Annotated in this window: 12 protein-coding genes; 11 read left to right on the forward strand and 1 reads right to left on the reverse strand. The window is 69.1% G+C overall.

Going from position 1 to position 14,659, the window contains the following annotated elements; all coding sequences use genetic code 11:
* Positions 1-11: 11 nt before the first annotated feature.
* A complete protein-coding gene (locus ACRYJK_RS02015) occupies positions 12-1,067 on the reverse strand; it encodes a GNAT family N-acetyltransferase (RefSeq protein ID WP_482665915.1) in 1,056 nt (351 codons plus the stop codon).
* Positions 1,068-1,129: 62 nt separating this feature from the next.
* On the opposite strand from ACRYJK_RS02015, the gene ACRYJK_RS02020 reads away from it, so the two are divergent.
* From ACRYJK_RS02020 to xrtA, 11 genes are all read left to right on the forward strand, one after another.
* Positions 1,130-2,671 (forward strand): acyl-CoA ligase (AMP-forming), exosortase A system-associated, encoded by a 1,542-nt coding sequence (locus ACRYJK_RS02020; RefSeq protein ID WP_482665916.1) that lies wholly within the window; start codon positions 1,130-1,132, stop codon positions 2,669-2,671.
* Positions 2,668-3,909, forward strand: a complete 1,242-nt coding sequence (locus ACRYJK_RS02025) for a pyridoxal-dependent decarboxylase, exosortase A system-associated (RefSeq protein WP_482665917.1) — start codon at positions 2,668-2,670, stop codon at positions 3,907-3,909. Before ACRYJK_RS02020 ends, ACRYJK_RS02025 begins: the two co-directional genes overlap by 4 nt.
* Positions 3,910-4,017: 108 nt before the next feature.
* Positions 4,018-4,665, forward strand: coding sequence for an XrtA/PEP-CTERM system exopolysaccharide export protein (locus ACRYJK_RS02030; RefSeq protein ID WP_482665918.1), 648 nt, complete (start codon positions 4,018-4,020; stop codon positions 4,663-4,665).
* Between the two features lie 28 nt (positions 4,666-4,693).
* Positions 4,694-6,205 carry an XrtA system polysaccharide chain length determinant gene (locus ACRYJK_RS02035; protein WP_482665919.1) on the forward strand — a complete coding sequence of 504 codons (1,512 nt, stop codon included), beginning with the start codon at positions 4,694-4,696 and terminating at the stop codon, positions 6,203-6,205.
* A 22-nt stretch (positions 6,206-6,227) separates the two neighbouring features.
* Positions 6,228-7,280, forward strand: coding sequence for a P-loop NTPase family protein (locus tag ACRYJK_RS02040; RefSeq protein WP_482665920.1), 1,053 nt, complete (start codon positions 6,228-6,230; stop codon positions 7,278-7,280).
* Entirely contained in the window at positions 7,277-8,977 is a 1,701-nt protein-coding gene (locus ACRYJK_RS02045) for a hypothetical protein (RefSeq protein WP_482665921.1), read from the forward strand. Before ACRYJK_RS02040 ends, ACRYJK_RS02045 begins: the two co-directional genes overlap by 4 nt.
* A 15-nt stretch (positions 8,978-8,992) precedes the next feature.
* Entirely contained in the window at positions 8,993-10,018 is a 1,026-nt protein-coding gene (locus ACRYJK_RS02050; RefSeq protein ID WP_482665922.1) for an XrtA/PEP-CTERM system-associated ATPase, read from the forward strand.
* Positions 10,019-10,022: 4 nt separating this feature from the next.
* A complete protein-coding gene (locus ACRYJK_RS02055; RefSeq protein WP_482665923.1) occupies positions 10,023-10,901 on the forward strand; it encodes an XrtA system polysaccharide deacetylase in 879 nt (292 codons plus the stop codon).
* Positions 10,898-11,926, forward strand: coding sequence for a FemAB family XrtA/PEP-CTERM system-associated protein (locus ACRYJK_RS02060; RefSeq protein WP_482665924.1), 1,029 nt, complete (start codon positions 10,898-10,900; stop codon positions 11,924-11,926). The genes ACRYJK_RS02055 and ACRYJK_RS02060 overlap by 4 nt, the downstream gene beginning before the upstream one ends.
* Positions 11,923-13,119 carry a TIGR03087 family PEP-CTERM/XrtA system glycosyltransferase gene (locus ACRYJK_RS02065; protein WP_482665925.1) on the forward strand — a complete coding sequence of 399 codons (1,197 nt, stop codon included), beginning with the start codon at positions 11,923-11,925 and terminating at the stop codon, positions 13,117-13,119. The genes ACRYJK_RS02060 and ACRYJK_RS02065 overlap by 4 nt, the downstream gene beginning before the upstream one ends.
* On the forward strand, positions 13,116-14,651 hold the full coding sequence (gene xrtA, locus ACRYJK_RS02070; protein ID WP_482665926.1) for an exosortase A: 1,536 nt from the start codon (positions 13,116-13,118) through the stop codon (positions 14,649-14,651). The genes ACRYJK_RS02065 and xrtA overlap by 4 nt, the downstream gene beginning before the upstream one ends.
* Positions 14,652-14,659 lie beyond the last annotated feature (8 nt).

Consider the following 14,659-nt stretch of genomic DNA (forward strand, 5'->3'; position numbering starts at 1 on the left):
CGGGGTGCGCGCTATCCCACCGGGGCGCCGCTCGCAAGCGCGGCGCCGGGGCGCGAGCGGAGCACTTTCCGAGCAGCGACCTTCGCGATCGCCGGCCATGCTGCGGGCCGCCGCGGGTTCAGCGCGACGATATGGTGCAGCGGATCGACCCGGTCCGACCAGTCGTGCTTGTACGGGTCGTCGCCGGTTCCGAAATCGATCTCGCGCGCGCCGTCCGCGACACATGCCGCGACGAGCGCGTGGGTGAGCAAGGTTCCGGGCGATCGCCGGTCGTGGTCGGGGCGATGCGCGAGCTTGTGGATGAAGGCGCGGGTCCGCTCCATCGTCCAGAATTGCGCCGCGATGACCTCGCCTTCGTGCGTCAGCAGCCCCAGCCGCATGCGCCCGGCATCCGCTTCGTGCTTGGCGAACGCGCGCAGCAGGTCGGGTTGTCCTTCCGCGACTTTCCAGCTCGCCCCATAGACGTCCTCGAACGCGCGCCAGTCGGCATCGCGAAAGCTGCGTTCGATGCGGATGGCGGCGCCGAGGTCGCGCGCCTTGCGCTTGACGGTCGATCGAAGGCGACCGGGGCGGGTCGCCCACCAGGCGTCGAAACCCTGGTCGCCGATCACGAGGCGATGATTTGCGCTGGTCGTTGCCGCGTCCACCAGCCACCCCGCGCGTCGCAGCGCGGGGGTCAGCCATGTCCGGTCGCCGTCGCGAACCGCCGAGAGATCCAGGCGCGACGCGATCGCCAGCAACTGGCGAGCGACGTCCTCCGCCAGCGCTGCGGTGAGCGCCGTGTCACCGACCGTCTCCGGTCGCCAGCCAAAGCTATACCAGTTGCTGAGCGACTGGAGCCTGCGAATGTTCGCCGTACCGCGAAGCACCCACCACTGCGTCGCGCCGTTCCGGGCTGCCTTGAACGCATGCGCCTGCTCGCCCGGGGGGAGCGCATCGGCGAGGAGGCAAAACCAGCTCGTCCGGGAGAACGGACCAAGCTCGCCAGGCGGTAGGCGGTCGAGCGCATCGGCTCCGGCGGCGATGGCATCGGCAAGGTTCAACTGATATTCACCCCTTTGCCCCATGCCCCGGTGGCGTCTCGCAGGAGGGCGAGGGGGCCATCGTCGTTTCAGTATCGCCGGAAATCATGCTCGAACCCTTAAGCGCGTCTGTCCGTCCTATCGACCATGTCCTTGCGGGGGATGCGGACGCGCCGGCGTTGCTGCTGCGCGACCGCACGATCGACTATCGCTCGCTCGAACATGCCGTTGGGCGGGTGGCGGCCTGGCTAGCCGACCGCGCGGAACCGGGGGCGAGGGTGGCGAGCTGGGTGGGGAAGGGCGCGGTGGCGTCGGTGATGCCGCTCGCTGCCCCGCGCGCCGGACTGGTCCATGTTCCCATCAACCCGGGGCTCAAACGTGGGCAGGTGCAGCACATCCTGTCCGACTGCGGCGCGGTGCGGCTGATTACGAATGCGGGTCGTGCCGCGACGCTCAATCCGGGCGACCTCCCGTCCACGACGCACATCGCCGACGAGCAGGCGGTGGAAGCGGTGCTGTTCGGGCACGGGCCGGCGCTCGCCCGGTCACACGCCGATCCGCAGGCGCTGGCATCGATCCTCTACACCTCCGGATCGACCGGACGGCCCAAGGGCGTGATGCTCAGCCATGCCAATCTGTGGCTCGGCGCCGAGGCCGTGGCGGAATATCTCGAGCTGGCACCGAGCGATCGCGTGCTCGGCGTGCTTCCGCTGTCGTTCGACTACGGCCAGAATCAGCTGCTCTCGACGTGGGCCGCCGGCGGCAGCGTCGCCCCGCTCGACTATCTCAGCGCACGCGACGTCATCCGGGCGGTCGAACGTTTCGAGATCACCACGCTCGCCGGTGTGCCACCGCTGTGGGTGCAGCTGCTCGATAGCGATTGGCCGGCGGAGACCGCGGCGCGGCTGACCCGCCTCACCAACAGCGGCGGCGCGCTGACCCGCCGGCTAGTGCACGAGCTGCGGCAGCGGTTCGCGAACGCGCGCCTGTTCGCCATGTATGGCATCACCGAAGCGTTCCGTTCCACCTACCTCGAACCCGAGCTGATCGACGCCCGGCCCGAATCGATCGGCAAGGCGATCCCGCATGCAGAAGTGCTGGTGGTGCGCCCCGACGGCAGCATCACCGACCCCGACGAACCGGGCGAGCTCGTGCATTGCGGTCCGCTCGTCGCGCAGGGTTACTGGCGCGATGCGGAACGAACGGCACAGCGCTTTCGCCCCGCGCCGCCCGCGTCGCGTTACGGCGGCATGGCGGTGTGGAGTGGCGATCGCGTTCGCCGCGATGTCGATGGCTTTCTGACCTTCATCGGCCGCGACGACGAGATGATCAAGGCGAGCGGCACGCGCATCAGCCCGACCGAGATCGAGGAGGCGGCCGAAGCCACCGGCCTCGTCTTCGAAGCGGTCGCGTGCGGCGTCACCGACCCGGCCAGCGGGCAGGCGATCGCGCTTACCGTCCGGCCGCGCGGGCCGATCGAGGGCGATTTCGAGGCTCAGCTTCGTGCGGCTCTGCGGGCGACGCTGCCGAACTTCATGCAGCCGCGCGACATCATCGTGCGCGCCGATCTGCCACGCAACGCCAACGGCAAGCTCGACCGTGTGACCATCTGCGGCGACATGCGCACGCGCATCGAGGTGACGCCGTGAAGGCGAAACCGCACGGACCTGTCCCCGCAGGCTACGTCGCCGACGAACAGGGCGTGCTGCGTATCGGCGGGATGAGCGCGCTTGCGCTCGCCGACCACGGCACGCCGCAATTCGTCTATGACCTCGCGCTGGTGGCGGCACGCGTGCGCGCGCTGCGGCAGGCGATGCCGCCGGACGTCGCCATCCATTATGCGATCAAGGCCAACAGCCATCCCGATCTTCTCGCCGCAATGGCGGGCATGGTCGACGGCTTTGACGTGGCGAGCGGCGGGGAGCTGCACATGGCGGTCGCCGCGGGCATGGCGCCGCAGCGGATCAGCTTCGCCGGTCCGGGCAAGCGCAACGATGAACTGACCGCCGGCATCCGCGCCGGGGCGACCGTCAACGTAGAGAGCGAAGGCGAGGCGGAACGCGCACTCCACATCGGCCAGACGCTCGACCTGCGCGCGCAACTGGCGGTGCGGGTCAACCCGGACTTCGAGCTCAAGGGGTCGGGCATGCGCATGGGCGGCGGGGCCAAGCCGTTCGGCGTCGATGCGGAGCGGGTGCCCGACCTCATTCGCCGTATCGTAGCGGAGGGCGGCGATTACCGCGGCCTCCATATCTTCGCGGGAAGCCAGGCGCTGGATGCCGATGCGCTGATCGAAGCGCAGGCCAATACGCTCGCACTGGCGGCGCGCCTTTCCCAAGCGGCTGGCGTTGCCCCACCGCATCTCAATCTCGGCGGCGGGTTCGGTGTTCCCTATTTCGCCGGTGACGCCCCGCTCGACGCTAGCCGCATCGGGGCCGCGCTGGGTGAGGCGCTGGCGGCTCGACCGGCGATCCTCGGTGCGACGCACATGGCGATCGAGCTGGGGCGATACCTCGTCGCGGAAGCGGGCGTGTATCTGACGCGCGTGGTCGACAGGAAGCAGAGCCACGGGGAAACTTTCCTCATCGTCGACGGTGGCCTGCATCATCAACTGGCGGCCAGCGGGAATTTCGGCACCGTCATCCGGCGCAACTACCCGATCGCGATTGCGGGGCGGTTCGCGGACGAGCCGGACGAAATCGTTCACGTCGTCGGCTGCCTGTGCACGCCGCTGGACCGGCTGGGGGATGCGGTGGCGTTGCCGCGCGCCGATGTCGGCGACGTCGTCGCCATCTTCCTTGCCGGAGCCTATGGCGCGAGCGCGAGTCCGACCGCCTTTCTCGGACATCCGCCGGCGATGGAACGGGTCATCGGCATCGCCGGTTGAATGGGATCGGCGCCACGAAACGGCTAACCTGATATTCACCCTTATGCGCGAAACGAGGCGATGCCGCGTTGCGTCGTCCGCGCGTGCGGCATTGGAGTGATCGTGGCCATGACCAGCAAACGCCAGTTTTATGCACTGATCGCCGGGGTGAGCCTGTCGGCGATGGCGCTCGGCGGTTGCGCGAGCACGGCGCGGGCACCCGAATTGCCGCCGGCGAGCTTCGTCACCGCGCATGAGGGGCCGGGCGAGGAATATGTCATTGGTCCGCTCGACGAGCTGACCGTGTTCGTGTGGCGCAATCCGGAACTCGGCGGCAAGGTTCAGGTGCGACCCGACGGCCGCATCACCACCCCGCTGATCTCCGACCTGCCCGCTGTCGGGAAAACGCCGACGATGCTGGCGCAGGACATCCGCGTGCAGCTGTCGCGGTATATCAACGATCCGATCGTCAGCGTGATCGTCAACCAGTTCAGCGGCACATATTCGCAGCAGGTGCGGGTCATCGGCGCGACCGAGCGGCCGGCGTCGATCCCGTTCCGTGCCAACATGACGCTGCTCGATGCGATGATCGCTGTCGGTGGATTGGGTGAGCTCGCCTCGGGCAACCGCGCGCGGCTCGTGCGATATGATCGCGGCACCGGTCGGCAGGATGAATTCTCCCTGCGCATCAACGACCTCATCCGCCGCGGCGACACCAGCGCGAACGTGCGCCTGCAGCCGGGGGATGTGATCATCATCCCCGAAAGCGCCTTCTGATGGCAGACGCGCGGGAGGGAGCGGCCGCGTGACGTCGCTGCTCGACGAACTCAAGATCCTGCTTCACGGCATTTGGCAGCGTCGCTGGCCGGCGCTCGGCGTCGCCTGGGGACTGTGCGTGCTGGGCTGGCTGGTTATCGCCATGGTGCCGAGCCGCTATGAATCGAAGGCGCGCGTCCAGGTTGAAGTGACCGACGTCGTGGCTGAGCCCGGGGCGATGCCGCTCGATACCCAGCGGCGCTTCGATACGCTCAAGGACTCGCTCACCTCGACGCGCAACCTGGGGGAGGTCGCGGTCGCGGCGGGCATGATCGACCGCGCCAGCGACGATGCGGCGCGCGCTCGCGCGGCGATGGAAATCCAGCAGGCGACGACGGTCACCTCGACGCCGAACAACGTCATCGAATTTGCGGTCACCGTCGGTGGCGGCGGGCGCAGCGACGCACAGAACATGGCGCTCGCTCCGCGCATCGCCAATGCAATGATCGCGCAGTTTCGCGATGCGCAGATGCGCGACGGGGCTGCGGGAGCGGAGCAGAACCTGCGCTTTCTCGACGCGCAACTGGCGGAGGTCCAGGGCAAGCTCACCCAGGCGGAGAGCGCACGTTCGGCGTTCGAGGCGCGCAATTTCGGTCTGCTGCCGGGCGCGGGGTCGGCCTCCAACCGGCTCGACGCTGCGCGTGCGGAGCTGTCGCAGATCGATACGCAACTGGTGGCGGTCAACAGCCAGCTCGCCGCGACCCCGCCGACCATCGTCACCCCCGGCAGCGTCAGCACGCCGGTCGGCGTCGGCGTCGCACGGCAGCAGCTCGCCAATGCGGAGGCCGAGCTGTCGGGCATGCGCGCGCGCGGACTGACCGCGCAGCATCCCGATGTCGTCTCGCTGCAGGCGCAGATCGCGGCGCTGCGGGCGCAGGCGGCGCGTGAGACGGTGGCGCCGGTGCGGACGGCGGGAACCAGTTCGCCCAACCCGACCTACGCCGGCCTCGCCGCCCAGCGCAGCGCGCTTGGTTCGCGGCGAGCGCAGCTTCAGGGCGAAATCTCTCGGATCACCGCGGCGCGCGTGCAGGAGCCGGCGGTGGCGGCCGAATATGACCGACTGACGCGCGAATATACCGTGCAGAAGGAACAGTTCGATCGGCTCACCGCCCGGCGCGAGCAGATCCGCCTGCGCGGCGCGGCGGAGCAGAATGCCGACGCGGTGCGCATCACCGTGCTCGACCCGCCCAGCGTTGCCACCAAGCCAACGGCGCCTAACAAACCTTTGCTCAATCTGGGCGTGCTGCTGGCCGGCCTGGCCGGGGGTGTCGCAGCCGCCTTTGCCATGGGGCAGATGCAGACGACCTATCCCGCGGCCGCAAAGCTCGCGCGGGCATCGGGGCTGCCGGTGATCGGGTCGGTGACCGAAATCCTGACGCCGCAGCTTATTGCAGCGCGGCGCCTGCGTCTGCGGCGTTTCGCGTTGGGTGCAGCCGGGCTAGTCTGTGTCGCGCTGGCGGTGACGGGACTCGAAATCGTGCAGCGCGGCGGGCTCGGATGAGCGCGTGGGCGAGGATGACCACATGAGCCAGCTACCCCCAAAGCCCCCGAAGCGCTCGCTGCTCGAACGTGCCGACGATCGGTTCGATTTCGGCACGTCGCTGCGGCGTATCGAACCCGGCAGTCTCGACGATGACGGGTCGGCGGTGATCGACGGCGCCGCCCGACGCGCCAAGTCCGACCCGACGCGTCCCGCCGCCCGAGTCGCGGATGATGCGCCGAGCAAGCCGCTCTCGCCGCGGCCATCTCCGGCGGCGACCGAGCCGTCTCCACCCGAAGATGGCGCACCCGCCTTCGCCGCGCCCGCGCCGAGCGCTCGGGCGGCCCCGCCGCAGCCGCACCGTCGGCTGGTGCCGCGTGGCGGTCGTATCGCGTTCGCGCCGGAGATGCTTGCCGAGCAGCATCTGATCGATCCCGCCAACCCGAGCGGGCCGCTGGTTGAGGAATTCCGCCTCATCAAGCGTCAGCTCCTGCGCAATGCGGCGCAGCTCGCCGACGGGCGACGTGTCCTGATCACCTCGGCGCAGCCGGACGAGGGAAAGACGTTCACCGCGCTCAACCTCGCCATCAGCCTGGCTGCGGAGACCGATCTGTCGGTCGTGCTGATCGACGGCGACACCGTGCGCAGTGACCTGTCCGCGACGCTCGGCATCGACGAGGGGGACGGTCTCCTCGAATGGCTCGCCGACCCGAAACTCGACCTCGCGTCGCTGATCGTGCAGACCGATCTGCCGCGGCTGGCTGTGCTCCGCGCCGGCCGTCCGACGCCGCGCGATGCCGAGCTGTTGGGATCGCCGCGGATGGGGCAGCTGCTCGACGCGCTCGAAGCCGACGCCCCTGAGCGCATCATCCTGTTCGATTCGACGCCGCTGCTCGCGACCGCTTCGCCGGGCGTGCTGGCACAGGCGTGCGGGCAAGTGATCGTCGTCGTGCGCGCGGACGTCACACGGGAGTCGGCGCTGCGTGACGCGGTCGGTGTGCTGGGTCAGCACGACGCGGTGTCGCTGTTGCTCAACCGCGTGCGGTTTACGCCTGCCGGAAGACGCTTCGGCAGCTATTATGGAGAGGGACAGTGACCCGTCTCCGCGCTCGACATGGGTCCGTGCTGCTCGCTTCCACGATGCTGGTCGTCGGGTCTGCGGCGGCGGCGCAGGACAGCTCGTCGCCTCTCGGAGCCGGCGGCAGCGCCGACCCCGTCTCCACCGCCGCGACGGAGGACGGCCGCGCCGACCGCGCGCCACGAACGCAACGGCGCCGGGCGAGCGTCGAACCTTACGTCGAGGTGGGGCAGATCGTGTCGGCGGAGCTCGGCGGGTCGGGCGATGTCCTCACCTACACGACGGTCGCCGCGGGGGTGGACGCGTCGATCGCGACCGCTCGTACGCAGGGTGCAGCGTCGGTGCGATATGAACACCGCTTCGGCTGGGGCGACCGCGCGAGCAACGGCGATATCCTCACCGGGGCGTTGCGCGGGCAATATCGCATGACGCGCAACCTGTCGCTCGAAGCGGGCGCGATCGCCACGCGCTCTTCGATCGACGGCGGCTTCGGCACCCCCGACCTGGGCTTCGCTGATGGCGGCGTGAGCCGGGTGTACAGTGTTTATGCGGGGCCGACCTATGCCGGGCGGGTCGGCGACCTCGACGTCGGCGCGGCCTATCGTATCGGCTACAGTGCCAGCGACTATGACCTGCCTGCCGCGACGCTCGGTCGAACGGTGCCGCGGTTCGAGGATGCCGTCACCCACTACGCGGTTGCCAGCCTTGGCATGCGGCCAGGCCCCCGCCCGTTCGGCTGGACGGTGAGCGCCGGCTATGAGCGTGAAGACGCCGGCCAACTCGATCAACGGTACGAAGGCGTCTATGCGCGGGGCGACGTGACCGTCCCGGTTTCGCCCACGCTCGCGCTGGTCGGCGGCGTCGGTGTCGAGCGGATCGAGGTCAGCTATCGCCCGCCCTTGCTCGATCCGGCCACCGGCACGCCCGTCGTGGACGCGGGCGGTGGGCTGGTGGTCGATCCGTCCGCGCCGCGGCGCATCGCCTTCGACACGTCGGGTCTCATCTGGGACGCGGGGGTGATGTGGCGTCCGAGCCGCCGCATGAGCCTCGAGGCGCGGATCGGCCGGCGCTATGACGACTGGAGCTATACCGGCAGCTGGAGCTTCCAGCCCAACAGTCGGACGAGCTATCAGCTCGGCGTCTATGATCGCATCGGCACCGTCGGGCGCGGCCTGACGGGGGCGCTGGTTGCGCTGCCCACCGATTTCGCGGGGGTCATCCGCAATCCGATCGACGGCAGCCTGACCGGCTGCCTGTTCGGCGCGCAGGATGCGCAGTGCCTCAACCCGCTCCTCGGTAATCCCGCCGGGCTCGCCTATCGCAACCGCGGGGTCGTCCTGACCGCGTCGCAGCAGCGCCGGTTGTGGACCTTTGGCGTCGGGTTCGGTTACGATAACCGCAGCTATCTCGATGAGAGCGCGGGGCTCCTTTCAACGCTCGCGGGCGATGACGAAACCTGGTTTGCCTCGCTCAGCGCGTCGCGACCGATCGATGAGCGGACGGCGTTCTCCTCGAGTCTCACCTGGCAATATTATGATGCCGGGATCAGCGACGCGGACGCGTTCAGCGCCGGGGCGAACGTCGCCCTGGCGCGCAATTTCTGGCGCAACCTGTCGGGGCAGGCGGCGCTCGGCCTCAACATCATCGACGCACAGGGGTTCAACACGCGCTATTATCTGAGCGCGTTGCTGGGCGTGCGTTACAACTTTCAGTGATCGGGATCGATCGGCATGTATGACCAATATTATCATCTGAGCGGTCGACCGTTCCAGCTCACGCCCGACCCGCGCTTTTGGTTCGAAAGCGCGACGCATCGCACCGCCATGTCGTACCTCGGCTACGGCCTGGCGCAGGGTGAAGGCTTCATCGTCATCACCGGCGAAGTGGGATCGGGCAAGACGACGCTGGTCGGCCATGTGCTCCAGTCGATCGACTCGTCGCGCCTGACCGCGGCCCGGCTGGTGTCGACCAAGGTGGCGGACGCCGACCTGCTGCGGCTGGTGGCCGACGCATTCGCAATCCCGATTGCTTCGCCGGCCAAATCCGCCGCGCTCGCGGGGATCGAGGATTTTCTCCACGAAGAGGCGCGCGCGGGTCGGCGCGTGCTGCTAATCGTCGACGAGGCACAGAACCTCGACGTTAGCGCGCTCGAAGAGCTGCGCATGCTGTCGAACTTTCAGCTCGGCGAAGACTCGCTGATGCAGATTTTCCTGCTCGGCCAGCCGGAGTTCCGCGACACGCTCGCCTCGCCCCAGCTCGAACAGCTGCGCCAGCGCGTGATCGCGACCCATCATCTCGAAGCGATGCTGCCGGAGGAGGTCGAGCCCTACCTCATCCACCGTCTGACGCTGGTCGGCTGGCGCGAGGATCCGGCGTTGAGCCCCGACGCCTATGACGCGATCTGGCACGCCACCGGCGGGATTCCCCGCAAGATCAACACGCTCGCGTCGCGCCTGCTGCTGCACGGGGCGGTGGAGGAAAAGCACGAAATCGACGCGCGCGATGTCGAGCAGGTGATGGCCGACCTCGACGACCGTCCACGTGCCGTGCCGGCGCCGGCACCCGCCGTCGCTGCCCCGGCGGCAGGGGCGGGTGGCGCGGATGCGGCGCAGTTTGCCGAGATAAGTGCGCGCGTTGCCCAGCTGGAAGCGCAGCTTGCCGACCAGGATGCGGCGCTGCGTCGCGTGCTCGATCTGCTGATCGCCTGGGTGGAAGACGAACAGCGCCCGGCGCGACCCAATATCCGCGCCGCGTGACGCGATGGCGTCACCGCCCGCGCCGCCGGAGCGCATCGTCAATGCGCTGTCGATCGACGTCGAGGACTGGTTCCAGGTCGGCGCGTTCGAGCATGTGATCGACCGTGCCGACTGGTCCCGGCTCGAACATCGCTTCGTTGCAAACACCGAACGGGCGCTGGCGCTGTTCGAGCGCTGCGGCGTCCAGGCGACCTTCTTCACCCTCGGTTGGGTGGCGGAGCGCGCGGGGCCGCTGATGCGGCAGATTGTCAGTGCGGGGCACGAACTGGCCAGCCATGGTTGTGATCATGCGCGCGTCCATAGCCTGACGCGTCAGCAGTTTCGCGAGGACCTCGCCAAGACGCGAGCCATTCTCGAGGATGCGGGCGGGGCTGCGGTCACCGGTTACCGTGCGCCGAGCTTTTCGATCGACCAGCGCACGCCCTGGGCGCACGCAGAACTCGCCGAGGCGGGCTACGCTTATTCGTCGAGCGTGGCGCCGATCGCGCATGATCATTACGGCCTGCCCGACGCGCCGCGCTTTGCCTGGCGACCGGTTGCCGACGCGCCTTTGATCGAGCTGCCGCCGTCGACGATGTCCGTGTTCGGAAAGCAAGTCCTGCTGGGGGGCGGCTTTTTTCGCGCGCTCCCCTATCGAATGAGCATAGCCGGGGTGCGGGCGGCCAATGCGGCGGGGGAGCCTGCGGTCACCTACTTCCATCCGTGGGAGCTGGACCCGGATCAGCCGCGAGTCCGCGCGGCGCCGCTGCGTTCACGCCTGCGCCACTATGCGATGCTGTCGTCGATGGAAGGGAAGCTCGAACGGCTGTGCCGCGACGCGGCCTGGGGCCGGACCGACGACGTGATCAGGTCGCGCGCGCGCCGACTGATGGAAGCGTCATGACCGTCGCGGTCCGCGAGGCCACCGCCGCCGCCGACGCACGGGTCGAAGCGTGGCTCGAACAGCAGGCCGACGCCACCATCTTTCACACCCCGCGCTGGGGTCGCGCGGTCGAGCGCGGCGCCGGCCAGCGTTTCGCGCCGCTGCTGGCGGAGGAGAGTGGGGCCGTGACCGGCTGGCTCCCGCTGACGCATGTGCGCAGCTGGCTGTTCGGCGATGCGCTGGTGTCGAGCGGCTTCGCCGTCGGTGGCGGGATGATCGGCGATCACAAGGCGCTCGATGCGCTTGGCGATGCCGTCGTGACGCAGGCGAGGGCGCTTCGGGCGAGGGGAGTGGAGCTCCGCGGTGGGTACCTCCCGAGCGAATTTACAGCCGATGATGCCACCAATGTCGGCTTCGTCCGCGCGCTGGCTGAGACCCGCGAGGCGGAACTCGCAGCGATCCCCCGCAAGCACCGCGCCGAGGTCCGCAAGGGTCTGGCGGCGAAGCTGACCGTCGCCACGGGGCGCGACGAACGGCAGCGACTCGAGCATTATCGCTGCTATGCGACGAGCGTCCGCAACCTCGGCACCCCCGTCTTCCCGCGCAGCCTGTTCGACGCGGTTCTCGACGCGTTTCCCGACGCCGATATCCTCACCGTCTCGCTCGACGGCGAGCCGCTGGCGTCTGTGCTCAGCCTCTACTGGCGCGGCGCGGTGATGCCCTATTGGGGCGGCGGGACCCGCCAGGCGCGCGGGCTCCGCGCGAACGAACGGATGTATTTCGAGCTGATGGACCACGCCCGGGCGAGGGGGTGCACGCGGTTCGACTTTGGTCGATCGAAGGCAGGCAGCGGCCCCGCCGCGTACAAACGCAACTGGGGCTTCGATCCCACCCCGCTCACCTACGGACAATGGGCGAGCGATGGAGCGCCGCGCGACGTATCGGCGCAAAGTCCACGCTATCAAATGATGGTCAGGACGTGGCGGAAACTCCCGATTGGCCTCGCGAATTCCGTCGGACCTGCCATCGCGCGTCAACTCGCATGACGGGCACGCTGTTCATCGCGCACCGCGCACCTTGGCCGCCCGACCGCGGCGACCGCATTCGGTCATGGCAGTTGTTCCGGCATCTGTGCGCGCAAGGTCCGGTCCACCTCGCAGCGCTTGCCGACAGCGAGGCCGAGCGGGCGGCGGCGATCGACAAGCTGGCGCCGATGGCGGACAGCACGGCGATCATGGTACGCCGTCGCGGCAAGATGACGGCCTTCGCGTCGAGCCTGCGGACGGGTCGCCCCGCGTCGGTCGAGGCTTTTTTCGATCGCCGCCTGCAAGACCACATCGCAAAGCTCCTGGCGACCGACGCCATCGACCGCATCGTCTGCTTCTCCGGGCAAAGCGCGGCCTATGTTCCTGCCCAATGGCGGGGGCGCTGGCTGATGGACTTCGTCGACGTGGATTCGGCAAAGTTCGAGGCCTATGCCGCGGCCGGTGGATTGCTCGCACCGCTGTTCGGATGGGAAGGTCGCCGGCTCGCGAAGTGGGAGGCAAAGGTTGCTCGACGGGTGGATGCCAGCCTGTTTGTCAGCGAAGCCGAAGCCGCGCTCTTCCGACAACGAAGCGGGGTTTCCAGTCGTGTCCACGTGGTCGGCAACGGCATCGACACGGATTATTTCGCGCCCGACGCCAGCTTCCTGCCGTTGCCCGAGAACCGCGCGGGGCTGATCGTGTTCACCGGCCAGATGGACTATCCGCCCAACGTCGAAGCGGTGACCGTCATGGCGCGCGACGTGCTCCCTCGGCTCAGCGACGCGCGCTTTGCCATCGTCGGGCGAGCGCCGACCGCTGCCGTGCGGGCGCTCGCATCGCCGCGAGTGGAGGTCACCGGGGAGGTGCCCGACGTCCGTCCCTCGCTCGCCGCGGCGGACGTTGTAGCCGCGCCGCTGTCGATCGCGCGGGGGGTGCAGAACAAACTTCTCGAGGCGATGGCGATGGCGAAGCCGGTCGTCGCCAGCCGGGCCGCGCTTGCCGGCATCGCTATCCGCGAAGGCGAGCATGCCATCGCCGCGGACGGGGCCGAAGCCACGGCGAGCGCGATCGCGGCGCTGCTCGCGGACCCGGAGCGCGCCACCCGCATCGGCGCCGCCGCTCGGCAGCTGATGATCGACCGTTACGGCTGGGACGCGCAGTTGGCGCCGATCGACCGGCTGCTCGCAGCACCGGCGGAGGGAGTCAGCGCGTGAACAAAGGCGCCGCCGCCGTCCGCACCGCACGCCCGGCATTGTCCAAGGCGTGGCACGCCCCGCTGCGCGTCTATGCGGCGTTGGTGAGCGGGCTGCTGCTCGTATTCCATCGCGACCTCTTCACCCTGTTCGATCAGTGGAACCAATCGACCTTCAACCATTGCTGGCTGATCCTGCCGATGGTCGGCTGGCTGATCGCGCGGCGCCGCGAGACGCTGGCGACGCTGGAACCCGCGGCGTCGACGAAGGGGCTGGTCTGGGTGGCAGCCGCCGGCCTGCTGTGGCTCGCGGGCGAGCTGGCGGGGGTGCAGCTGCTACGGCATGCCGCGCTCGTCGCCATGCCGGTTGCGCTGGTGCCCGCGCTGTTCGGCACGCAGGTGACGCGCGCCCTGTTGTTCCCGCTCGCCTTCGCGCTGTTCATGATCCCGATCGGCGAGGAGCTGGTGCCGACGATGCAGCGGGTGACGGCCGAGCTGATCATGCCGATGCTGCACGTGTCCGGGATTCCGGCGGCGCTCGACGGAATCTTCATCACCACCCCGCGCGGCTATTTCGCCGTGGCGGAGGCCTGTTCGGGCGTGAAGTTCCTCGTCGCGATCGCCGCGTTGTCGACCCTTGCCGCGCATCTGTGGTTCCGGCGACGATCGCGGCAGTTCACCTTTGTGGCGTTCGCCCTTCTCGTCGGCATCATCGCCAACGCGGTACGCGCGTGGGGTACGATCGTCATGGCCGAAACGTGGGGCACGCGCTTCGCGGTGGGCGCCGACCACCTGATCTACGGCTGGGTCTTCTTCGCCATCGTGATGGCGCTTGTCGCGTGGGGTGCGCGCCCGTTTGTCGAGCGCAGCCCGGACGACGCCGACGCCCCTCCACCGGAAGCATTGGCGCGTTTCGCGCCGCGCGTCAGCGGCCACCTGACGGGCGTTGCCGTGGCGGCGGCGCTTGCGTTGATCGTGCCGGTCGCGTTCGGCCTCAACAGCGCCGCCCGCAGCCTGCCGATTGCCCTGGTGAGCGCGCCGATCGTGCCCGGCTGGGAGCTGCTGCCCGACGACGTGGGCGCGGCGGACAATTGGCTCGCGCACTATGCCGGCGCGACTCAGCGCCGCGACTGGCGCTATCGCGACGCGGCGGGGCGAATCGTCACGGTGACGCTCGCCGCTTATGCCCGGCAGAGCGAGGGCGCCGAAATCGTCGGCTTCGGGCAAGGCGCAGTCGCGCCCGATGGCGACTGGCGCTGGGGCGGCAATCTGCGCCCGATCGGCCCGATGGCCGTCGAGCAGATCGTCCGGGAGGCGGCCGTGCGCGACGTCGCGCGGCTCTATCAGGTCGATGGCGAGCTGACTTCGGATGCCGCCCGAGTGAAGTGGGCGACGCTGCGCGCGCGTGCGTTTGGCGGCGATCCGCGCGCCTGGGCGATGCTGGTGAGCGCCGCCACCATGTCGGACAGCTCGGGCCGCGGCGTCGTCGCGTCGTTCATCGACGCAGCCGGTGGCGCGCAGGCGCTGGCCGAGCGCTTGACCGCCGGCGACTGAGCGTCGAA

This window comes from Sphingomonas sp. BLHR8 (assembly GCF_056821725.1).

Coding starts and splice junctions, on each gene's coding strand:
- ACRYJK_RS02065 (WP_482665925.1), top strand. CDS start 11,923: ATGACGGGCACGCTGTTCATCGCGCACCGCGCACCTTGGCCGCCCGAC.
- ACRYJK_RS02060 (WP_482665924.1), top strand. CDS start 10,898: ATGACCGTCGCGGTCCGCGAGGCCACCGCCGCCGCCGACGCACGGGTC.
- ACRYJK_RS02040 (WP_482665920.1), top strand. CDS start 6,228: ATGAGCCAGCTACCCCCAAAGCCCCCGAAGCGCTCGCTGCTCGAACGT.
- ACRYJK_RS02050 (WP_482665922.1), top strand. CDS start 8,993: ATGTATGACCAATATTATCATCTGAGCGGTCGACCGTTCCAGCTCACG.
- ACRYJK_RS02030 (WP_482665918.1), top strand. CDS start 4,018: ATGACCAGCAAACGCCAGTTTTATGCACTGATCGCCGGGGTGAGCCTG.
- ACRYJK_RS02020 (WP_482665916.1), top strand. CDS start 1,130: ATGCTCGAACCCTTAAGCGCGTCTGTCCGTCCTATCGACCATGTCCTT.
- ACRYJK_RS02055 (WP_482665923.1), top strand. CDS start 10,023: ATGGCGTCACCGCCCGCGCCGCCGGAGCGCATCGTCAATGCGCTGTCG.
- ACRYJK_RS02015 (WP_482665915.1), bottom strand. CDS start 1,067: ATGGGGCAAAGGGGTGAATATCAGTTGAACCTTGCCGATGCCATCGCC.